Origin of the sequence: Flavobacterium flevense (assembly GCF_900142775.1) — a bacterium.
GTDB classification, from domain to species: Bacteria; Bacteroidota; Bacteroidia; order Flavobacteriales; family Flavobacteriaceae; genus Flavobacterium; species Flavobacterium flevense.
Genome location: NZ_FRCC01000002.1, coordinates 627,803 through 650,512 on the forward strand (window position 1 = coordinate 627,803; position 22,710 = coordinate 650,512).

Consider the following 22,710-nt stretch of genomic DNA (forward strand, 5'->3'; position numbering starts at 1 on the left):
TTAATATTACTATTCCATAGTAAAAACACAAAAAAGTAAACTTAATGAAAAAAATTATTACCATTTTATCTATAGTCCTTGTTATTTCATGCACTTCAGATGCAGAAAAAATGAATGACACAACTGCTTCTTTTGTTATTAATGTAACTACAGATAATAATACTGTAACTGTAGATCAAAATTTAACCCTAACTATTACAAGTCCTGAACACTTAAAAGGAATCGAGTTATCTAATGACAACTTTGTAACTTCTTCTTCTGTATACCCTGGTGGTGGTATAGGTAAAACTTTAACATTAAACTATAGATTTACAAATGTTGGTGGAAAAACCCTTTATTTTAAAGGTGTTAAAGAAGACAATACAACTAGCGAAATAAAATCAATTACTTTTAATGTAGTCAAAGGGAATAGCGTAAAAATTCTTAGTCTAAAAATTAATTCTTTCGATAGAATGAATACTTCTTGGGATCTTGAATACAGCAATACTGACCCAAATCGTTTGGCTGATGTTTGTTTTGGTATCACTAAACTTAACTTTAATAGCCCATTTGAAAGCACATTAAATCAAAAACTTTGGTATAAATCAGAAGTAAAAGAAAACCAAGGTGATTTAACTTGGAACTTATCAAATCTAAATTTATATCTTAATCCGGATAACAGCTTTAATTTTGAATTAGTCGATATTGACAATAATAATGTAGGTCAGGATTTAACAAAGAGTCCTCCCTATATACAATTTTCACTAGCTTCTTACAAACAAACAAAACCAAACACTGTTACGCTAACTTATCCTGATAATAATTTAGAGTTTATTCTCGAATTAGAATGGCCTAATTAAATAACTTATCAGAACAAATAGAATAACAATAACAAGTATTAATTACCAAGAAAAGAGATACTTACAGATTTAAACATAAAAAAGTCTCTGAATTTTCAGAGACTTTTTTGTTATATAGGATATTCTCCTTTTTCATTAAATTTTCGTTCCAGTTCGGCCTGGAATTCTTCCATAACCGGTTTCATAGTGCTTTCCGGAATATCGGCAATTCTAATATACATCAGACCATCCACGGCGTTATTGAATAAAGGATCTACATTAAAAGCTACCACTTTTGCATTTTGCTTAATGTATTTTTTTATCAATACCGGCAAACGTAATATACCCGGCTCCAGTTCATCAATGATTTTATCAAATTTATTCAAATCAGCTTCAGTTTCATTGAATATAAAATCTTTGTCGGCATCCTTTAGTTTTACTTTGTAAGCTTTTTTAGGATGAATATATTGCGCAATATAAGGATCATAATAATTGGATTTCATGAATTCAATCATCAGCGATTTTGAAAAATCCGAAAACTGATTGCTGATACTCACCCCGCCTAAAAGGTATTTATGTTCCGGAAAACGCAATGTAGTATGGATAATTCCTTTCCAGAGAAGAAATAACGGCATTGGTTTTTGCTGGTATTCCTTGATGATAAAGGCACGTCCCATTTCAATGGATTGGTGCATCATTTCATGCAATTCAGGTTCAAATCGGAACAGTTCGTTGAGGTAAAAGCCTTCGATGCCACTTTTAGGATAAATTTCTGAACCCAATCCCATTCTGTAGGCACCGGCAATTCTTTTAGCCTCTTCATCCCATAAAAATAAGTGGTGGTAATATTGGTCAAATTTATCCAAATCAATAGATTCATTTGTTCCTTCGCCCACTTCTCTGAAAGTAATTTCACGTAAGCGTCCTATTTCATGTAAAATACTTGGAATCTTGTTTGCCCCTGCAAAGAAAACTTCATAGTTTTTACTTTGTAGCAATCGGCAATCAGTATCTCTTAAAGCTTTTACTTCCGAAATGATTTTTTCCTCATTAGCCGGACCTGCAATTTCTTTAGGATTACGGGAGATTTTTAAATTAGAAGGAGTTAGTAACTTGCTTTCTTTTTCAAAAGGATTAGCAAGCATATAGGTTTTTTTTCTTAAAAATTCTGAGTAGGATTCAATAGTGTCATATTCATTTTGCTCAGCCACCGAAATAGGTTTACCAATTCTCACTTTAATCACGCGGTTCTTTTGACTAAAAAGCTCCGAAGGCAATTTAGCAGTTCGCAATGTGCCGCTTATTTTAGACAGAATGTAAAAAAGACGACTGTTTTTAGCATGAAAATAAATAGGTACCACAGGAACCTGTGCTTTTCTGATTACTTTTATGGCACCTTCTTCCCAGGGTTTATCCACCACAAGTTGTCCGTCTTTATAACTGGAAACTTCGCCGGCAGGGAACATTCCCAAGGGTTTTCCGTCACTTAAATGCCGAAGGGTTTCTTTAATTCCTAAAACACTTGATTTTGCATCCTTATGATTTTCAAAAGGATTGACGGGCATAATATATTGTTTTAAAGGATTTATTCGATGCAACAGAAAATTAGCAATGATTTTGAAATTAGGCTCTTTTTCCAGCATTAATTTCAACAGCAAGATACCGTCAATTCCTCCTAACGGATGATTTGAAATAGTAATATAAGCACCATCTTTAGGTAATCGTTTAAAATCTTCTTCTGGAATTTCAAATTTAATTTGTAAATCGTCGACAACTCCGTTTAAAAAATCAATTTCTTTTAAATGTTTATTGCGATTGTATACTTTATTGAGTGTAGAAATTTTAAGCACTTTCATTAATAACCAACCGGAAAAAGTCCCTAAGACCCCGTATTTCTCAACATTAATTGCTTTAGCAACTTCTTTGGCGGTAACTAAACCCATTTACTTTTATTTTTTTGAGCGAAAAACAAAGATAGAAAAAAACTCCATTATCCGGCTATGAGCTTCATTTGATTTTATTTTTTTTGTGCCATAAGCGCATTATTTTTTAGTATTTTTGAAAACCTATAAAACAAATTTAAATGAGAATTGTATCGTATAATGTGAATGGAATTCGGTCAGCAATTTCAAAAGGATTTATCAGTTGGTTAGAACAGTCAAAACCAGATGTGGTTTGTCTTCAGGAAATTAAGGCTACACCGGATCAACTTCCGTTACTGGATTTTGAATTAGCGGGTTATCCCTATCATTACTGGTTTCCGGCAACTAAAAAAGGCTATAGTGGTGTTGCTATTTTGTCAAAAATAAAACCTAATAATGTGGTTTATGGCACGGGGATTGAGCACATGGACTTCGAAGGACGAACAGTTCGTGTAGATTTTGATGATTTTTCGGTGATGAGTCTCTACCTGCCATCAGGAACTAATATTGAACGATTAAGCCATAAATTTATGTTTATGGATGATTTTCAAAATTATATAACTAATTTAAAAAACGAGATTCCAAATCTTATTATTTGTGGGGATTATAATATTTGTCATGAAGCAATTGATATTCATGATCCCATCAGGAATGCTAAAGTTTCAGGTTTCCTTCCGGAAGAGCGTGCCTGGCTTGATGCTTTTATGAAAAACGGATTTGTTGACAGTTTCCGTCATTTAAACAAAGAACCGGGACATTATTCCTGGTGGACGGTGCGTGTAAAAACCGCAAGAACGGATAATAAAGGCTGGAGAATTGATTATTGTTTAGTGAGCGAACCCTTAAAAGACAGAATCAAAAAAGCACTTATTTTGCCTGAAGCAAAACATTCAGACCATTGTCCTATTCTTGTAGATATTGAATAAAATCAATGGTAATATCAATTACAATAGCAATGGCAATGTGAAAAAATAATTTTCATTCCAATAAAATTAAACAAAAATGATAAAAAAAATTTCCTTAGGCTTATTAGTTTTAGCTCTTTCAACTTCTTGTGTTTCTAAAAAAATATATGGTGATTTAGAGAATAAGTATACTGATTTAAAGAAAGAAAACAGAAGCTTGTCCGATGAAAACGAGAGCCTTTTAAAAGCTAAAAATAAATTAGAATCAGACAAAGACGCTTTAGAAAAGAGTCTGGATAAAATAAAATCAGAGCGTGATAAACTAACTGCAGATCAAAAAGCCCTGAATGAAAAAATGGACCGTTTACAGGATTCTTACAAAGCTTTAGAAAAAAACAGTAATGAAGCGTTACAGGATAACCTGAAAAAAAATCGTGATTTACTGGCTGAATTAGAAGCAAAGGAAAAAGCATTATCAATTGAACAGGAACGTTTGAATAAAAATGCAGAACGTTTGAAAGAACTGGAAGATAAGATTGCTGCTAAGGAAGCGACTATGCGAAAACTGAAAGAAACCTTATCCAATGCTTTAAACGGATTTGAAGGTAAAGGACTGACAGTGGAGCAAAAAAACGGGAAAGTATATGTGTCCATGGAGAACAAATTGCTTTTTAATTCAGGAAGCTGGTCAGTAGGTTCTGAAGGAAAAAAAGCAGTTGTTGAATTAGGAAAAGTATTAGGAGATAATCCGGATATTGCCGTGCTTATTGAAGGACATACTGATAATGACCCTTATGGAGGTTCAGGTCCTATTGCTGATAACTGGGATTTATCCACTAAAAGAGCTACTGCAATTGTTGCAATTTTAAGCGAAAACAGAGCTATTAATAAAAAGAATCTGACTGCTGCCGGAAGAGGAGAATTCTCTCCATTAGCCACAAATGATACAGCTGAAGGAAAAGCGAAAAATCGTAGAATCGAGATTATCCTAACGCCAAGATTAGACGAAATTGCCGAAATGTTAAACGAAATTGATTAAATTTTTTTCATAATCGAAAGTCGTAAAGTTATAAAGTAAGCAGCTTTATAACTTTACGACTTTTGGTTTATAATTTTAGACTATGAAATACACTGTTTTGCCTGATACGGATATAAAAGTGAGTAAAATATGCCTGGGAACCATGACTTTTGGACAACAAAATACCGAAGCTGATGGTCATGCTCAAATGGATTATGCTGTTGCAAATGGGATCAATTTTTTTGATACTGCCGAAATGTATTCCGTTCCTGCACGTGAAGAAACCTATGGAAGTACTGAAAAAATCCTTGGAACCTGGTTAAAAAAATCGGGAAAGAGAGACGAAATTGTTTTAGCTTCAAAAATTGCCGGACCCAATCCTAATTTTGGCTACATGCGTGAAAAAAATGATTTTTCGCCTAAGAGTTTAAAATATGCATTAGACAAGAGTTTGCAACGTTTACAAACCGATTATATTGATTTGTACCAATTGCACTGGCCGGAACGGAAAACCAATTTTTTTGGAAAAAGAGGTTTTGTTGTAGAAAATGATGCCTGGGAAGATAATATCCAGTTGGTTTTAGAAACTATGGATGGTTTTGTGAAAGAAGGCAAAATCAAACACATCGGACTTTCGAATGAAACACCTTGGGGGATAATGCGTTTTCTGGAAGAAAGCAAATATCATAATTTACCAAAAATTAAAACGGTTCAAAACCCATATTCTTTATTAAATCGCCAGTTTGAAGTAGGTTCAGCCGAAATTTGTATCAGAGAAAACATAGGATTATTTGCTTATTCGCCAATGGCTTTTGGGGTGCTTTCAGGTAAATTTTTAACCGGTGAAAGTCATCCAAATGCCCGAATTAAACTATTCCCGCAATTTTCAAGATACAATAGCCCACAAAGTACCGAGGCCACCAGACAATATGTTACCATTGCTGAAAAGCATGGTTTGTCAGCAGCTCAAATGGCTTTGGCTTTTGTAAACCAACAAGCTTTTGTGACCAGTAATATTATTGGAGCCACTACTTTGGAACAATTAAAAGAAAACATTGCTTCTATTGATGTGGTTCTTTCTGAGGAAATTATCAACGAAATAAATGCAGTACATGCTGCCATTCCTGATCCTGCACCTTAGTCTTAATTAACCACGAAGTTCACAAAGGGCACAAGGTTATAATAAACCATTAAGGTATTAAGTTTAGTTAAGAGTTCTTCTGTTTTGTATTATTTATGTACAACTTTGCGAACTTAGCGGTTGAGTATCAGATGCTAAACCTCCTTAATTCCTTAATGGTTTGAAAAAGTAAACCGCAAATTCACATTGAAAATCTGTGAATCTGCGGTTTATTTTTTTTAAAGAATACTAATAATGACTCTTAGAATTTTACTTCAAAAAATCTTAGCGATCTTTAGTGCCTTCTCTGTGAACTTTGTGTTTAACTATTAAAACTCAAACTCATCACTCACTTTCAAGGAATCAATTGCTGTTGTATCTTTTATTTTTATGCGAAGTAAGGATTTAGCCGGACCGGTTAAAATAGTGGGTTCCTTTTTAAAAATGGTATCATCGGCGGTAAGCAATCCTCTTCGGATCATTAAATTGGTCAAAAAAGAAACTTGCTGTACTGCTGATTCTCTAAAATTTCCTTCGTCATTAAATTGGTACATAAACTTTTTCGGACTCGGAATAATCCGGGCCAGGAAAAGACATTCGTTGAACGTCAAATCGGCGGGGGTTTTCTGGAAATAAAACTGACTCGCTTCGCCAATTCCGTACACGTTTGGCCCCCATTCGATAATATTAAAATAAACTTCCAGCATGCGTTCTTTGCTCACAATTCGATTGTTTTCTAAGATGTAAACCAATAGAATTTCTTCCAGTTTTCGGGATAAAGTTTTTTCTCTTGTTAAAAAAACATTTTTGATTAACTGCATGCTGATGGTACTGGCACCCCGGGAAAATTTCTTTGTTTTGATGTTTTTTATAATCGACTGCTTGAAAGCTTCATTGATAAAACCGCGATGGGAAAAGAACGAAGGATCTTCGGTAGTTAAAACACATTTTTGTAAATAAGGCGAGATTTGGTCCAAAGGTGTAAAATTAGGATTAGCCATTCCTACAAGAACCGGACGTTGCAATACATTATTGATGATAGCGCGATATATGAATTCGCCATTTAATTTATTCAGATTAGCTTCGCCGTATTTGGTAATTTTTAAATTTTCTTTCTTCAGATTACTGTCAAAAACTAAATCATTGGGTTTGTTTTTATTGTATTCAAAATTTAGATGATAATCGAAAGTGCCTTCGGCTTCCATGCCTTCAAAATGCGTAAACAAACCCTCCGGAAGCGAACTGATGAAATCCTGCGCTTTCATTTTAGGAATATCCACTTTGAGTTTATAAATCGTGTCTTCCTCGGTTTCGTAAGCTAGATAAGGATGGAATTTCACTTTGTTAAACTGCACAGTTGAACTGCTGTCAACAGAAATAAAATCAGAACCTAAAAGCAGGCGGTAATCAAAACGCGCATTTTTAATCAACACATCTTTTCGGGCAATTTTAGCATGATTAATTTTTAAATTAGCAATCGAAGTAAAGCCGTCAATATGAAGTTCGCCGCCACTTTTATCAATATTTTCGATGTTTAATCGAATAGAATCAAAACTGGAAATGAGATTGTAGCGTTCATCAAAATAAGGAACCTTTATGGCTCCGGTATCCATGTTGAAGAATCGGAGATCGGCTTTTTGATTTCTGGGATCAGCAAAACCTTTTATTTGCCAGCGTTGGGCAAAAGTATTTGTTTTTACATGAATTGAAGTTTCCAGTTCTTTGTTTAATAATACTAATTTTTTGATGTCGATGGTTGCTTTTTTTCCATTATCGTCCAGTTTAAATTTCAGATTTTCGACTTCCATATCGGTTGGAATTAAATTCAGCACTTTCGAAATAATCCGGTAAGCAAAAGAGGCATAATCTTTCTTGTTTGTACTGTTTTCTTCGCTTTTATTTCTTTTTAAGAAAGCAGCAAAATTTTTGATATTCCCTTTTTTAGTAAGTTGGATATAACCATTTTTAATTTCTAAAGTTCCTAATTGTACATCGCCCAGCAGCAAACGCCAAATGTTGACAGAAGTTCTCATTTTTTGGATTCGGAACAAAGTGTCGGCATTTTTTGGAACTAAAGTAATATCAGTGAGATTAACACCTGAAAGTCCTTCAAAACCTGCTTTTTTGACTACAAACTCACTGTTGTAATCGGTTTTTATTTTTTTTGCTGTTTTTGCAATAGCTTGTTGGAGAAGGGTTTCTCTAAAACAAAAAACACTAATTATTGCAATTAAAATAACAGCAATAAGTATTTTCAGAATTAAAAATATTTTTTGTTTTTGGGTTTTCATCAATGGAAGCGCATTTTGGGAATGGGCTAAAATAATAACTTTTTTTATTCCATTGATATTCTTTATCTAAAGTTTAATATTAGTCTAAGAGATAAAGAAGTCCGATGCCTTTAAAAGATCAAGTGCTTTTTTGTAAGAAGTTTTTTTGTTACGTTTTAAAAATGTGTTCAGATTAGTATAAATTGCAATTCATTATGCTTAATTGCAGTTCGTCGGAAAAATGTTTTTTCAAATGGCTTGGTTTAGTTCATTTGCTAAATAATTAAACCAACTCACAAATTATGAAAAAACTTATCGCATTAATCCTTATTCTGGTCATCACCAGTTTTGTTGTTGTTTCTAAAAATGATACGTTTTTAAATATGGAATTATCCTTTAATAAAAATGGAAATCCAAATGATATAGTATATGTGAAACCTCCAGATTTTAAGTCTGAAAAATACAAATGGGAGTATATTAAAGAACGATTGTTTGATGGAGAGACAGAAAACGTCTATAAGATAAAAGAGCCAATTCTAATTTCGCTGGAGAATGCAACTCAACAGGATAGTATTATCATTAAGGAAATAATACAGGAATTACAAATTATTATTCCAAATAAAACTATCGATTTTTTCACAAGCTTTGTTGGGAAACCAATTGAATCTGTTCTAAAAAACAATTTTAATACCTTGTTTAAAGGAATTCCAGTTTACAGTTTGATGGGGTCTACAATAGCAATGGAGTTTGATCAAGAATTAAATCATAGCGTTACAATAGAAGCTCAAGGACTTAATGCCGTTAAAGTACCCAATGATATAGGAAATATTTCTAGTTCTCATTTTTTTCGAGATCAAGTTTTAAATGACAGAAATAGTCCATATTACATTTTTATTGATATCAATAAAGTACTTTCGCTTGAGGAGAGGAAATTATATATTAAATATGAGTTTTTAAGATCACTTTGTTTTGTTAGAGATGAAAAAGTATTAAATGAAGAGTCGTCAGTAAACAATATTTTTAATTCAATAAAACATAAACCTGAAAATTCAAAATTTACAGATGCTGACAAATTTTTACTGCAAAAATTATACTCGGATGATTTTATAGAACAATTCAAAGATTATATGTATGCCAATTATCCATGGCGTTATGCCAGTAGTTTTGTCAATAAAAAAGAACACGAATTTAAAGTTTGGAGCATTATTATTGGTGTAGGTGTTTTGGTATTTGTTTTAATGTTCAGTTTTTTTCAAAATAGAAAATTCAAGTATTCTTATCTCAATTATTGGTTTCCCGTTTTCTTGATACTACTGCACTTTATACATCTTGTCAATATTCATGAGTTTTTAACAAAGTTTAATTCGGTTATTGGTTGGAACAGCCACATTTTTTTTCAAATAGCACTAGCTTTTGTGTTTTCAATCATAATTTCCTTTAATTTATGGGGAATAGAGAAAATCAGCATTAAAGAAAATCAGATTTTCAGCTATCAATTGTTGTTGAAAGTAATTTTTACATTTGTTTCTTTTATATCACCACTTACTTTAATTTTTTTAGAATCAGATAGAAAAGGATTTCTTGAATTTATTTTACCCTATATTTTATTTTCAGCAGGATTAGCAATTGGTAGAGGACTATTGTTATATTTAAACCATTTCTCAGCATCTTTGGTCAAAGAAAAAGACGTAGAATTGAGTCGATTGAAAGAAGCCAAAGCTGAAGCCGAAGTCAAAGTCTTGCAGTCGCAAATTAATCCGCATTTTTTGTATAATGCTTTAAATTCTATCGCCAGTTTAGCGCATACGGATGCTGATAAAACCGAAAAAATGGCTTTGTCCTTGTCGGATTTGTTTCGACACAGTATTAATCGAAAAGGAGCAAAAGTAAATACTTTGGGCGATGAATTGAGTTTGGTTCGAAACTATTTAGAGATTGAACAAATCCGTTTTGGTGACCGTTTGAGTTTTAATATTGATATCGAACCTGATTTATTGACGGTGGAGATTCCAATGTTTATTTTACAGCCTTTAGTAGAAAATGCCATAAAACACGGTATTTCGAAAATAGAAGGACAAGGCCAAATTATCTTGAAAGTAAGTAAGAAAGACAATGGTATTTTGATTTCAGTTCAGGATAATGGCCCCGATTTTCCCGAAGGATTAGTGAGTGGTCATGGTTTACAAACCGTGTATGATTTGTTGCGATTCAGTTACGGTGACAAAGCAGAAATGAGTTGGCACAATCAGCCGCAAAAAGAAATTACAATTCAGATATACAATATGATTTAATGAAAAGTCAAGCTTACACCACATTAATTATAGATGACGAACCACCGGCAAGAGCCCGTTTGCAAAAATTACTGGAACATTTTCCGGAAACTTTTCGGGTACTTGATGAAGCTAAAAACGGGATAGAAGCTGTGGAAAAAATCAATCAATTGCAACCTGATGTTATCTTTTTAGATATTGAAATGCCAGGGCTGAATGGTTTTGAATTATTAGAGCGTTTAGAGAAAATACCGATTGTGATTTTTTGTACCGCTTTCGACCAATATTCTTTGAAAGCCTTTGAAACTAATAGTATTGATTATTTATTGAAACCCGTGCGATTGGAACGTTTGCAACAAACGGTGGAAAAGTTGAGTAATTTCAAAAACAACCTTTCTTCGGCAACTATCATGTCGGTTTTAAAAGAATTTTACAGTCAGAAAGAAGAAAAAAAGATGACTTCAATAACGGTTAAAAAAGGAGAGAAGCTCATTTTTATAAAACTGGATGAAGTAACTCATTTTGAAGCTGATGAAAAATACGTGACGGTTTATACCAACAAAGAAAATCATTTGATTGAACAATCGCTCTCCCAATTAGAACTGAAATTGCCTGAGGAATTTATACGAGTACATCGCGCTGTGATTGTAAATAAGAATCTGGTGCTGGATGTTCAAAAGTACTTTAATAGTCGTTTTGTGATTACGTTGAATAACAATAGAAAAACCAGTATTACTTCCGGAAGAAGTTATAATTTACAGATCAAAAATTGGATGGATATTTAGGGAATTAAGCCTTTTCTTGTTGTTTTGGAAATAATAATTTTTTGAATTGACTCCAGCTTCAGCTGGAGTTAAAAAGGATTCTATGTAATTTAAAGGCTTTAGCCGAAACTTTGGCTAAAGCCTTTAAATTATTCTTTATTTAAATCCCCCAGCTGAAGCTGGAGGCAATTTATTGTTTGTCTATTTTTCACTTTCTATCCAAAAAGCATACTTGCTACATCTTCAATTTTAGCGACTAATTCAATTTTTATCCCGGTATTTTTCAAGGCGATTTTATTGTATTTAGATACAAAAATGGTGGTGAAGCCTAATTTTTCTGCTTCCTGAATACGCTGATCCACTCGGTTTACAGGACGGATTTCACCTGAAAGACCAACTTCTCCGGCAAAACAAAAACCTTTGTTTACGGCTATATCTTCATTCGATGATAAAATAGCAGCTACAACAGCCAAATCGATCGCAGGATCATCTACCGAAATTCCTCCGGTGATGTTCAGGAAAACGTCTTTGGCGCCAAGCCTGAAACCGGCTCTTTTTTCTAAAACCGCCAGAATCATATTCAGCCTTTTGGCATTGTAGCCGGTGGTACTGCGTTGTGGTGTTCCATAAACTGCGGTGCTGACTAAGGATTGAATTTCAATCATCAGCGGACGCATACCTTCTAATGTGGTGGCAATTGCGGTTCCTGATAATTCTTCGTCTTTGTGCGAAATCAATATTTCGGACGGATTGGAAACTTCTCTTAATCCGCTGCCCAGCATTTCGTAAATCCCGATTTCGGCAGTAGAACCAAAACGGTTTTTTAGGGAACGTAGGATTCGATACACGTGATTACGGTCGCCTTCAAATTGCAAAACGGTATCTACCATGTGTTCCAGAATTTTTGGTCCGGCAATGTTTCCGTCTTTGGTAATATGACCAATCAAAATCACAGGAATATTGGTTTCTTTGGCAAATTTAATCAGCTCAGCAGTGGTTTCTCTGATTTGAGAAATACTTCCCGCAGTCGATTCGATATAATCGGTATGCAAGGTTTGAATCGAATCGATAATTACAATTTCGGGTTCAATGGCTTCAATTTGTTTGAAGATGTTTTGCGTTTTAGTTTCCGTCAGAATGTAGCAATTATCGCTGCTTGGCGTAATTCTTTCGGCACGCATTTTTATTTGTTTCTGGCTTTCCTCGCCTGAAACATATAAGGTTTTATAAGGTAGTTTTAGTGAAATTTGGAGTAAAAGCGTACTTTTTCCAATTCCGGGTTCACCGCCTAAAAGAGTGAGCGAACCGGGTACAATTCCGCCACCCAACACACGATTTAATTCGGCATCCGTAGTATCCATTCGGATTTCCTGAGTCGAATCAATTTCGGTAATTCGTAATGGTTTTGGCGCGCGGTTGCTTGGAGTAGGTTCGCTTTTCCAGGCTACTTTGTCTTGTTTCTGAATAATTTCTTCGGCAATGGTATTCCATTCTTTACAGGCGTTACATTGGCCTTGCCATTTAGCATAAGAGGTTCCGCAGTTTTGGCAGAAAAAAGAGGTTTTAACTTTTGACATTATTTTTTAACAGTTAAGCTTTTCATATCATCGTACTTATTGTACATCATTTCTTTGGTCAAATCGCCTATTTCTTCCAGTTGTGAGGCGCGTTGGTATTTGTTGGCGGCTTTTTTGGCATCGCCTGTTTTTTCATACATCAAACCCAATTCGTAATCAGCAAGCATGGCTTTTGGATAATTTTTATTGGCTAATTGGGCTAATTGTTCTAATTCTGCATAAGCTTTGTTTTTTAAAATTGCAGCTTCAATAGCTTTGAAATCATTAATTCGAATAGGAATATTTAAGCCTAGTTTTTGGGTAGTGTTGTCGTATTTCTTAGTCAGATAATCTACATAACCCGATGGCAGCACCACTATTTTTTCTGAAAATTCAGTAGAAGAAATAGGTTTGTAACTATCGAAAATTTGGTACAAAGCATTTGGAATCGAATATAAAACTAATGAATAATGAGATGCATTCCTGAAATTATCGAATTTATAGTTGACTAACGGATTAGTTATTGATTTTAAACTATTATCCAGTGTCTCTACCGGTTCACGTAATTGTTTGATATCACCATCGGCTGAGGATTGATAGTAGAAAATAGTTTTTTTAGCATTGGTTAAGCTTGTTGCTATTTGGTTTTCCATACCCGGGGCAAGTTCCGGACTTAATGAAATATAAGCATTGAAAAAGGGGTTTTCTTTATACAGAAAGAAATTTAAAAAACCCGCTGTGGTGTCATGTCCTGCTATAATTCGAAAAGGAGCTGCTCTGTATTTTTTTTCGATAAAAGGCATGAGTTCTTCACCAATAAAATTATAAAAAGCGGCGGATCTTTTTGTGGGCATACCTTCGGCTTCATCAAAACCACAATCGTCCATGCGGCTGTTTTTTTGATTGATTCCTATAATTATGGTTTCAGGTAAATCATCCCAATATTCGCCATATTTTAAAGCGCCCTGAAAAGAATTGAATAAATATTGTCCGTCTAATAACAACAATACAGGATATCTTTTGGTGGGATTGGTTTCGTAAGAAGATGGTAAGCTAACAATAATTTCTCTGGTTGTTCCCAGTTTTTCGGATTTGATTAATTCCGTTTTTTGAGCAAATAATGAAATGGAAAAGAAAAATAAAAGTAGTAGTTGTTTCATAATTTGGGCTTTTTAAAATTCGATTTTAAATATACTACTTTTTAATCAAAGAAAAATTAGGGCTATAAAAACAAGAAGCGCTTCTATGGAGAGAAACGCTTCGGATATTGAATGTTTTAGATGTTTTTTAAGTTAATGAATTGTCATTTTCATTAGGGAAAATAATCCAGGGCTGGAAAGTTTTAGCTTCTTCGAAATCTATGGTTGCGTAAGAAATGATAATGATAATATCATCCCGTTGCACCTTTCTGGCCGCTGGCCCGTTAAGGGTAATTTCACCGGAATTTCTTTTTCCTTTTATGGCGTAAGTGTCAAAACGTTCTCCATTGTTGATGTTAACAATAGAAACTTTCTCTCCTTCAATAATATTTGAAGCTTCTAATAAGGTTTCATCGATGGTGATACTGCCTATGTAATTTAGATCGGCACCTGTTACTTTTACCCGATGAATTTTTGATTTTAATACTTGAATTTGCATGGCACAAAAGTAAATTATTTTAGTGAAATGGTATCAATCAATCGGATATTATTAACAAATATGGCTATAAATGCACGATAATTTTTATCTTTTATTTTTTCGTCACAAGGAATAAGTGTTTCCTCATCAGCGATTTCAAAATACTCTAAGTCAAAATTTGTGTTGGCATCAAAAACCTCTTTTACCCATTGTTTCACCGCTTTACAGCTTGATGTTTTGAATTTTTCTTTAGCCTGAAGTAAGGTTTGATAGATGATAGCTGCCTGCTCTCTTTCGGAATCTGATAAGCGTTCATTTCGGGAACTCATTGCCAGACCATTGGCTTCTCTGTAGATTTCGCAGCCAATAATAGTGACGTCCAAATGGTTTTTGCTGACCATTTTTTTTACAATTTGCAATTGTTGAAAATCTTTTTGTCCAAAATAAGCATTGGTTGGGGAAACAATTTCAAATAATCGTTTTACTATGGTTCCTACGCCGTTAAAATGACCGGGACGGAATTTGCCTTCCATTTGATTTTCCAGTCCGTCAAAATCAAAACTCTGTGATACTACTTTTCCTTCGTAAATATCATTGACTGAAGGGGCATAGACCATTATATTTGGATTTAATTCAAAAATTTTTTGAGTATCTTTTTCTAAAGTTCTCGGATATTTTTCTAAATCCTCGGGGTTATTAAATTGAGTAGGATTAACAAAAATGCTAACCACAGTATGTGTGTTTTCTGCCAGTGATTGTTGCATTAACGAGAGGTGTCCCTGATGTAGTGCACCCATTGTTGGGACAAAGCCAATAGTGGAATCAGACGATTTAACAGAATGTATAAATTCGATTAAAGCTGCTTTTCCATAGAAAATAGGCATGGTTATTTTATTAAAATTAAATGCAAACATAATATATTAGTTAATAACTGCATAAAATTTCGTAATTTTGCGTGGTTTTTATTACCAACATAACTAACTAAATTACAATATGAAAGATAAGAGGATATTATATGTATCATCTGAAGTGGTGCCCTATCTGGCTGAAAATGAGGTTTCTTTAATGTCTTATGATGTTCCTAAAATGGTAAATGATCAAGGGGGACAGATTAGAATTTTTATGCCAAGATATGGAAATATTAATGAAAGAAGACACCAATTGCATGAAGTAATTAGATTATCTGGAATGAATTTGGTAGTAAATGATTTAGATATGCCTTTGATTATTAAGGTAGCATCAATTCCTAAAGAAAGAATTCAGGTTTATTTTATTGATAATGATGAATATTTTAAGCGAAAAGCCACTTTTGCTGATGAAGACGGGGTTATGTATCCTGATAATGATGAGCGTGCTATCTTTTTTGCAAAAGGAGTTGTTGAGACCGTAAAAAAACTAAACTGGGTTCCTGATATTATTCATGTTCATGGCTGGATGGCAGCAATGTTACCTGTCTATATGAAACATTTTTATAAAAATGAAGCCTTATTTTCAGAGACTAAAATAGTTACTTCAGTATATGGGCAATCTTTTGACGGCACTCTGGATGTTGAAATGATTAATAAAGTAAAGCTTGATGGCGTACCTCAGGAACAAGTTGAGATGCTGGCAACGCCTGATTATGAGAATATTATTAAGGCAACGGTAATGCATTCTGACGCTGTAATTGTGGCATCGCCAAATGTTAGTCCAAGTTTAACAAAATTTATTGAAACTTCGGGAAAACCTTTTTTACCTTTCGTCCCTAAAGATGCTTTCGCAGAAGCGTATAGCAATTTTTATAAAGAAATGCTTTAACCTCACTTTTATTTAAATATGCATAATAATTCTTTTTTTAAGATAATTCTAATAGCAATATCGGTCGTTTTTTTTACATCCTGTGATAAAGATTTTAATTCTATTGGAGGTGATTTAGTAGGTAATGATCATTTTGGTTTGGAAAGTAAGACTTTTAATGTACTTGCTTACAATCAAAAAATTAATGCAGTACAATCCAGTAATTTACCTGTAAATGCTTTGGGTGTTTATGAAGATGCAATTTTTGGAACTACAACAGCCAGTTTTGTTACTCAGCTTACTTTGGCTTCTGTGAATCCGGTTATTGGGAATAACGTTCAGGTTGACAGTGTGATTTTGTCTGTTCCTTATTTTTACACTCAGCTGCCTAATCCGGATTTAGAATCAGGAGAGAATCTTTATAGATTAGATTCTATTTATGGAAACAAGGATTTGGGTAAAATTAAACTTAATATTTATGAAAACGGTTATTTTATGAGGGATTTAGATCCTGCGACCGGTTTTTTAGAAGTACAAAGATATTATACTAATCAGGCATCTGATTTTGAGACTCTCAAAGGTTCTGTTGTTTTGAATGATGCTGCTGATGTTTCTCAAAACACCGCTTTTTTCTTTAGCCCAAAAGCGGTTAAAGAAAAAACAACAACTAATGGTGAAGCAACCACAACTCAATCGGTTCCGGCTATGCGACTGGCATTAAATAAAAGCTATTTTAAAACAAAAATTATTGATGCTGCTGCCTCAGGCAAATTAGTTACTAATGATGTTTTTAAAAATTATTTTAGAGGTTTGTACTTTAAAGTAGAAAAATCAGATTCAAATCTGGGTGTTTTGTCTATGATGAACTTTAAAGCGGGAAAAATTATTGTATATTACAAAGAAGATTCTTCGACAGATAATACCGTTAAAGTTTCTAAATCTATTCAGCTTAATCTTACCGGAAACACTGTTAATTTATTGTCTAATGATGTAACAAATGCAACTGCTTACACAAATGCAGCCGCTAATCCAAACACTACAACTGGAGACGAAAAACTGTATTTAAAAGGTGGAGAAGGAGCAATGGCAGTATTAGAGCTTTTTGAAAAAACAGATCTTTTAGGATATGATGCTAACGGAAATGTAACAGGACCTAATGGTGTTTATGATGAGTTAGATGAGTTAAGACGTAAAGATCCGGTAACAGGAAAAAGTCTCTTGATAAATGAAGCTAATTTAGTTTTTCATGTTGATGGAGCTGCAATGGGATCCAATAAGATTCCAAACAGAGTTTATTTATATGATTTAACTAATAATACCGTAATTGCAGATTATGCTTTTGATCAAACAAGAGTACTTACTGATAAGACTGGGCATTTGATTTACGGTGGTCTTTTGAATCCTGTTAATACTGAGGACAAAACGTATAAATTCAGAATTACCAATCATATCAGAACTCTGATTCAAAATGCTGATTCTACTAATGTTAAATTAGGAGTTGTAGTTACTGAGGATATTAACAATACTGGAATGAATAAGTTGCGAGTGCCTTTACAGCCGGGAACAACTTTAACTAAAGCGCCTCAGGCTTCAGTAATGAATCCTTTAGGAGTAGTGCTTCATGGAGCTAATTCTTCAGTGCCGGCAGATAAAAAATTAAAATTAGAGATTTATTACACAAAACCGAATTAATAAATAAATTATATGTGTGGAATAGTTGGTTATATAGGCCATAGAGAAGCTTATCCTATTGTCATCAAAGGTTTAAAACGATTGGAGTATCGTGGATATGACAGTGCCGGTGTAATGATTTATGACGAAACAATTAAAGTTTGCAAAACCAAAGGTAAAGTAGTACAGCTTGAAGAGCTTGCTCAGAAAGAAATTGATACAAAAGGAACAATTGGAATAGGTCATACAAGATGGGCTACTCATGGAGTTCCTAATGATGTAAACTCGCATCCTCATCTTTCAAACTCAGGAGAGTTAGCTATCGTGCATAACGGAATTATAGAAAATTATGCACCATTAAAAGAAGAGTTAATCAAGCGTGGTTATGTTTTTCATTCAGATACTGATACGGAAGTTTTGGTAAACCTGATTGAAGAAGTGCAGAAAAAAGAAAAAATAAAGTTAGGAAAGGCAGTTCAACTGGCTCTTAATCAGGTAGTAGGTGCCTATGCAATTGCTGTTTTTGACAGTAAGAAACCTGATGAAATTATAGCGGCTCGTTTGGGAAGTCCTTTGGCAATTGGGGTAGGAGAAGGTGAATATTTTATCGCTTCTGATGCTTCTCCGTTTATCGAATATACTTCTAATGCTGTTTATCTTGAAGATGGAGAGATGGCTAATATTAATTTGAATAAATCAATTAAGATTAGAAAAATCAAAGATGACAGTTTAGTGGATCCTTATATTCAGGAACTTCAAATGAATTTGGAGCAAATTGAAAAAGGAGGATTTGACCATTTTATGTTAAAAGAGATTTTTGAGCAGCCTAATGTTATCAAAGATACTTACAGAGGAAGATTACATGCTGATAAAGGGATTATCCAAATGTCAGGTGTGGAAGATCATCTAGAAAAATTCTTAAATGCCGACAGAATTATTATTGTTGCTTGTGGAACTTCATGGCATGCAGGTTTAGTTGCTGAATATATTATTGAGGAATTTGCCCGCGTTTCGGTAGAAGTAGAATATGCCTCTGAATTTAGATACAGAAACCCAATTATAAAAAGTACTGATGTAGTTATCGCTATTTCACAATCAGGTGAAACGGCCGATACTATGGCGGCAATTAAATTGGCTAAAGAGCAGGGTGCTTTTGTATTTGGAGTTTGTAATGTAGTTGGTTCTTCTATTTCGAGAGAGTCTCATGCAGGTGCTTATACCCATGCAGGACCGGAAATTGGTGTGGCTTCAACTAAAGCTTTTACAACCCAAATTACTGTTTTGACCATGTTAGCTTTGCGTTTAGCGAAAGCTAAAGGAACGTTATCTCATTCTGATTTCCACAGGTATTTATTAGAATTAGAATTGATTCCTGAAAAAGTAAAAGAAGCGTTAGGAACTATTGACAGAGCTAAAGAAATTGCAGCTGCGTTCAAGGATGCTCCTAATTGCCTGTATTTAGGACGTGGTTATAATTTCCCGGTAGCTCTAGAAGGTGCTTTGAAATTAAAAGAGATATCCTATATTCATGCAGAAGGTTATCCGGCTGCCGAAATGAAACACGGACCAATTGCTTTGATTGATGAGCAAATGCCGGTTGTGGTAATTGCTCCTAAGCAAGGTCATTATGATAAAATAGTAAGTAATATTCAGGAAATTAAGTCCAGAAGCGGAAAAATTATTGCTGTAGTGACTAAAGGAGATACTCAGGTTAGAGAATTGGCAGATTATGTTATCGAAATTCCGGAAACATCGGATGCTTTATCACCTTTAATTACAACAATTCCGTTGCAGTTGTTGTCTTATTATATTGCTGTTTACAGAGATTGTAATGTGGATCAGCCTCGTAATCTGGCTAAATCAGTGACAGTAGAATAAAAAAAATATTTCAGTTTATATGAAAAGCAAGGCTCACGCCTTGCTTTTTTTGTTTTAGATAGTGACGCAATTAGTAAAAATTGAATTTTCCGACATATTTTTTGTTAAATAATTATTTTTTTTGCTTAAATTTAAAGTGTTGAAAATATTCTTCCTATTTCAATAATGTTCTTAATAAAGTTGATTGTTTTTAAAAAGCCCCAAACTAAATAAAACTTAATCATATGAAAGCGTATTTGTTTTTTTTACCATTGTTTTTTTGCAGCATCATTTATGCTCAAAATACTGTTCAGGGTGTTGTGGTTGAAAGTAATAATCAACCTATTATTGGTGCAAATGTGAAAGCAACTGCTGATTCCGGAGGAACTGTAACTGACAGTGACGGAAAATTTGTTTTGGATACCAACAATACACCGCCTTATGAAATAGAAATTAGCAGTGTGGGATTTGTATCCCAACGAATTATGGTTACTTCAAAAAAACAACAGATCAATATAGTTTTGCAGGAAGAACAAAATATGCTGAATGAAATTGTCGTATCTGCTTCCAGAACGCCCGAAAGAGTTTTTGAATCACCCGTTACTATTGAAAGAATGGGAATTAGTGAGGTTAAAAAAACGGCGTCCCCAACTTTTTATGATGGTTTAGAGAATTTGAAAGAAGTTCAGATGAATACCAGCAGTTTGTCTTTTAAATCCATCAATACCCGTGGTTTTGCTACTGTGGCTAATTCCCGTTTTTTACAATTGGTTGACGGCATGGACAATGCATCACCTTTGTTGAATTTTGTTTTAGGAAACATGATTGGTGTTTCTGAAATCGATGTGCAAAGTGTGGAGTTGTTGCCCGGTGCTTCTTCGGCATTATACGGAGCGAATGCTTTCAATGGAATTTTGTTTATGAATAGTAAAAGCCCGTTTCTGTATGAAGGAATATCGGCTTATGCTAAATATGGTCAAACCAGCCAAAAAGCTGCTGGTACCAACGATTATATTGATTATGGAGTTAGAATGGCAAAAGCCTTTAGCCGACACATAGCCGGAAAAGCTAACTTTACTTATATGCGGGGTACGGATTGGTTTGCTACCAATTATGATGATAAAACCAATATTGGCAGAGATCGTTCACATCAAAATTATGACGGAATTAATGTATATGGAGATGAAGTTTCTACTAATATTTATACGGTAGGACAAACATTGGTGGCTAATAATTTGCTTCCTTCTAATTTAGCCGCATTATTGCCTAATGAAAATGTTTCCAGAACAGGTTATAATGAAACAGACTTAACCGATAACAGAGCAAGTAATACTAAAATTGATCTTTCGTTACACATTCGACCTTTTGGAGATGAAAAGTTAGAAGTAATTCTGCAAAGTAAATTTGGTTTCGGTAATGCCGTTTATCAAGGGGCTAATCGGTATTATTTGAATAACTTTTTTATGCAACAACATAAAATAGAATTTAAGGGGAAGAATTTTTTCCTGAGAGGTTATACCACATCTGAAAACGGAGGTGATTCTTATGATATGCAATTCACAGGAATCAATATCAACAGAATGTGGAAATCAGATAATAATTGGTTTGGACAATATGCAGGTGCTTACTCTCAGGCTTTTGCAGGTTTATTTGGTCCTTCTTATGCCGGTAATGCCAGTGCCTCCCATGCTTTTGCCCGTGCTGCAGCCGAAACTGGAAGATTAATACCGGGTACACCGGCTTTTCAGAATGCTTTTAATCAGGTGACTGCTAATCCGGATGTGTTATCCGGTTCAAAATTGGTAGATAATTCTAGGATATATCATTCTGATGCGAATTATAATTTTAAAGATTTGATATCGTTTGCTGAAATTCAGGTAGGTGGTTCGTACCGTAAGTATCAATTAAATTCCTTTGGAAGAATTTATACCGATGCTATTGGAGCCATTAATTATGATGAATACGGATTGTATACGCAGTTGCAAAAGAAATTTTTAGAAGAACGACTAAAATTTACAGGATCTATCCGTTATGATAAATCTCAAAATTTCAAAGGAAGTTATTCGCCAAGGATTTCTTTAGTCTATGCTGCCGGCGAGTCCAGAACACATAATTTCAGAGCTTCTTTTCAAACAGGCTTTAGAAATCCTACTACCCAGGATCAGTACATTGGTTTTAATGTAGGGAATGCTGTTTTGATAGGTTCAGCTCCGGATAATTTATTGCGATATTCTGAAACAAGAGCTGTTGCTAATGGGACTCCTGCTGTAGGGCAATTGTATGCAGGCGGTGCTTCGGTAACAATGACCGGGGAAAACGCTTATAATAATTCCTATACGGCATCTTCTGTAATGGCCTTTGCGGCTTTTGCGGCAGCTAATCCCGGAAACACGCCCGGAGCAGCAGCTTTATTGCGAAAAACAGATGTGAATTATGTAAAACCAGAAGAGGTAAAAGCATTAGAGGTGGGGTATCGTTCCAGAATTAATGATGTTAATATCGATATTAATGCCTATTATAATGTTTATAATAATTTTATTGGAAATGCTAATGCGATAGCACCTTTATATGGTCAGGCATCTAATACTTTTGATTTTGCGACAGGAGCGCCTACATATGCTACAAATCCTCAGGTGCAGTCTCTGCATGCGTTGGCTAATGGTAATTTTAGGATTTATCAATTGTATACCAATGCGGATGTTGAAATAAAGTCCTTCGGGTTTGGAATAGGACTTTCCAGAAAAGTATATAAAGATTTTGAACTAGGAGCCAATTATAATTATGCTGAGTTTAATTTTGATCAAGCTAAGGATCCAAGTTTTGAAGCTGGTTTTAATACCCCTAAACACAGGGTGAAAGTTTCTTTTGGGAACGAAAAATTATTTGAAAACTTTGGTTTCAATATCAGCGGAAGATGGAATAGTGACTATTTGTGGCAATCTTCTATGGTGGATGGAATGGTTGACGGAGCAACTGTTGTCGATGCTCAGATTAATTATAATATTCCGTCACTTAAATCGACCTTAAAAATAGGAGGTGCTAATATTGGAGGGAAAGAATATGCACAGGTTTTGGGAGCCGGTTTAATTGGACAAATGTATTTTGTTTCCTGGACCGTAAATCCATAGAAAAATCATTTTAAAAAA

16 protein-coding genes are annotated in these 22,710 nt (G+C 34.2%); 10 read left to right on the top strand and 6 right to left on the bottom strand.

Features of this window, described 5'->3' with window-relative positions:
* Positions 1-44: 44 nt before the first annotated feature.
* Positions 45-839: a hypothetical protein gene (locus BUB89_RS05845; RefSeq protein ID WP_073242864.1), complete on the top strand. Its 795-nt coding sequence runs from the start codon at positions 45-47 to the stop codon at positions 837-839.
* A 110-nt stretch (positions 840-949) separates the two neighbouring features.
* On the opposite strand, the gene BUB89_RS05850 is transcribed toward BUB89_RS05845, so the two are convergent.
* Entirely contained in the window at positions 950-2,761 is a 1,812-nt protein-coding gene (locus tag BUB89_RS05850; RefSeq protein ID WP_073242867.1) for a GNAT family N-acyltransferase, read from the bottom strand.
* Between the two features lie 140 nt (positions 2,762-2,901).
* Between BUB89_RS05850 and BUB89_RS05855 the strand changes: the two genes are divergently transcribed.
* The 3 genes from BUB89_RS05855 (at position 2,902) to BUB89_RS05865 (ending at position 5,804) form a co-directional block, all read left to right on the top strand.
* Positions 2,902-3,666 carry an exodeoxyribonuclease III gene (locus BUB89_RS05855; protein ID WP_073242869.1) on the top strand — a complete coding sequence of 255 codons (765 nt, stop codon included), beginning with the start codon at positions 2,902-2,904 and terminating at the stop codon, positions 3,664-3,666.
* A 76-nt stretch (positions 3,667-3,742) separates the two neighbouring features.
* Positions 3,743-4,684 carry an OmpA/MotB family protein gene (locus BUB89_RS05860; protein ID WP_073242870.1) on the top strand — a complete coding sequence of 314 codons (942 nt, stop codon included), beginning with the start codon at positions 3,743-3,745 and terminating at the stop codon, positions 4,682-4,684.
* An 82-nt stretch (positions 4,685-4,766) separates the two neighbouring features.
* Entirely contained in the window at positions 4,767-5,804 is a 1,038-nt protein-coding gene (locus BUB89_RS05865) for an NADP(H)-dependent aldo-keto reductase (protein WP_073242872.1), read from the top strand.
* Positions 5,805-6,112: 308 nt separating this feature from the next.
* Here the strand turns inward: BUB89_RS05865 and BUB89_RS05870 are convergent, their stop codons facing one another.
* A complete protein-coding gene (locus BUB89_RS05870) occupies positions 6,113-8,074 on the bottom strand; it encodes a transglycosylase domain-containing protein (RefSeq protein ID WP_073242874.1) in 1,962 nt (653 codons plus the stop codon).
* A 281-nt stretch (positions 8,075-8,355) separates the two neighbouring features.
* Here BUB89_RS05870 and BUB89_RS05875 point away from each other — a divergent pair, with 281 nt between their 5' ends.
* Positions 8,356-10,344: a sensor histidine kinase gene (locus BUB89_RS05875; RefSeq protein WP_073242876.1), complete on the top strand. Its 1,989-nt coding sequence runs from the start codon at positions 8,356-8,358 to the stop codon at positions 10,342-10,344.
* Positions 10,344-11,108, top strand: coding sequence for a LytR/AlgR family response regulator transcription factor (locus BUB89_RS05880; protein ID WP_073243054.1), 765 nt, complete (start codon positions 10,344-10,346; stop codon positions 11,106-11,108). The genes BUB89_RS05875 and BUB89_RS05880 overlap by 1 nt, the downstream gene beginning before the upstream one ends.
* Positions 11,109-11,302: 194 nt before the next feature.
* Here BUB89_RS05880 and radA read toward each other — a convergent pair whose 3' ends face one another.
* The 4 genes from radA to panC all read right to left on the bottom strand — a co-directional run bounded on the left by radA (position 11,303) and on the right by panC (position 15,174).
* On the bottom strand, positions 11,303-12,664 hold the full coding sequence (gene radA, locus BUB89_RS05885; protein ID WP_073242878.1) for a DNA repair protein RadA: 1,362 nt from the start codon (positions 12,662-12,664) through the stop codon (positions 11,303-11,305).
* Complete coding sequence (locus BUB89_RS05890) at positions 12,664-13,803, bottom strand: alpha/beta hydrolase (RefSeq protein ID WP_073242880.1); 1,140 nt, start codon at positions 13,801-13,803, stop codon at positions 12,664-12,666. The genes radA and BUB89_RS05890 overlap by 1 nt, the downstream gene beginning before the upstream one ends.
* Before the next feature lie 127 nt (positions 13,804-13,930).
* Positions 13,931-14,281 (bottom strand): aspartate 1-decarboxylase, encoded by a 351-nt coding sequence (gene panD, locus BUB89_RS05895; RefSeq protein ID WP_073242882.1) that lies wholly within the window; start codon positions 14,279-14,281, stop codon positions 13,931-13,933.
* A 14-nt stretch (positions 14,282-14,295) separates the two neighbouring features.
* Positions 14,296-15,174 carry a pantoate--beta-alanine ligase gene (gene panC, locus BUB89_RS05900; protein ID WP_073242884.1) on the bottom strand — a complete coding sequence of 293 codons (879 nt, stop codon included), beginning with the start codon at positions 15,172-15,174 and terminating at the stop codon, positions 14,296-14,298.
* A gap of 79 nt (positions 15,175-15,253) precedes the next feature.
* Here panC and BUB89_RS05905 point away from each other — a divergent pair, with 79 nt between their 5' ends.
* The 4 genes from BUB89_RS05905 to BUB89_RS05920 all read left to right on the top strand — a co-directional run bounded on the left by BUB89_RS05905 (position 15,254) and on the right by BUB89_RS05920 (position 22,692).
* Entirely contained in the window at positions 15,254-16,057 is an 804-nt protein-coding gene (locus BUB89_RS05905; protein ID WP_073242886.1) for a glycogen/starch synthase, read from the top strand.
* Between the two features lie 18 nt (positions 16,058-16,075).
* Positions 16,076-17,728 carry a BamH family beta-barrel-assembly machinery protein gene (locus tag BUB89_RS05910; RefSeq protein WP_073242888.1) on the top strand — a complete coding sequence of 551 codons (1,653 nt, stop codon included), beginning with the start codon at positions 16,076-16,078 and terminating at the stop codon, positions 17,726-17,728.
* Positions 17,729-17,740: 12 nt separating this feature from the next.
* Complete coding sequence (gene glmS / locus BUB89_RS05915) at positions 17,741-19,585, top strand: glutamine--fructose-6-phosphate transaminase (isomerizing) (protein ID WP_073242890.1); 1,845 nt, start codon at positions 17,741-17,743, stop codon at positions 19,583-19,585.
* Between the two features lie 224 nt (positions 19,586-19,809).
* Positions 19,810-22,692 (top strand): TonB-dependent receptor domain-containing protein, encoded by a 2,883-nt coding sequence (locus tag BUB89_RS05920; protein ID WP_073242892.1) that lies wholly within the window; start codon positions 19,810-19,812, stop codon positions 22,690-22,692.
* Positions 22,693-22,710 lie beyond the last annotated feature (18 nt).